1 protein-coding gene is annotated in these 271 nt (G+C 39.1%); it reads right to left on the reverse strand.

Annotated features, from left to right (window positions below):
- Positions 1–271, reverse strand: a 271-nt coding sequence (locus ACTHSL_RS13645) for a hypothetical protein (RefSeq protein ID WP_440381722.1), incomplete at both ends; no start/stop codon positions are given.

Raw genomic sequence — 271 nt, forward strand, 5'->3', positions numbered from 1 at the left:
TTCAGCTATCTCAGCATTGGTGACCTTGTTCAGAGGCGCTGAGAGATGGCCTTTTTCTGATAGATAATGTTCTGTTAAAATATCTCCGGCCTCATCTTTTGCCCGCAGGCTAATGTCTGAAAATTGAGGTGACGGGTTAAAAATAATATCCTTGGCAACCTTTTTTATATCCCTTTTAAATTTTGGCTTAATGACTATATCCAATGAGTCAAAAAGCTCCCCTTCAATATCTGTTGCCCCTAAGACCTTTAATATATCGCCAAATACAGGT

This window comes from Neisseria sp. P0008.S010 (assembly GCF_051962715.1).
GTDB lineage: Bacteria > Pseudomonadota > Gammaproteobacteria > Burkholderiales > Neisseriaceae > Neisseria > Neisseria elongata.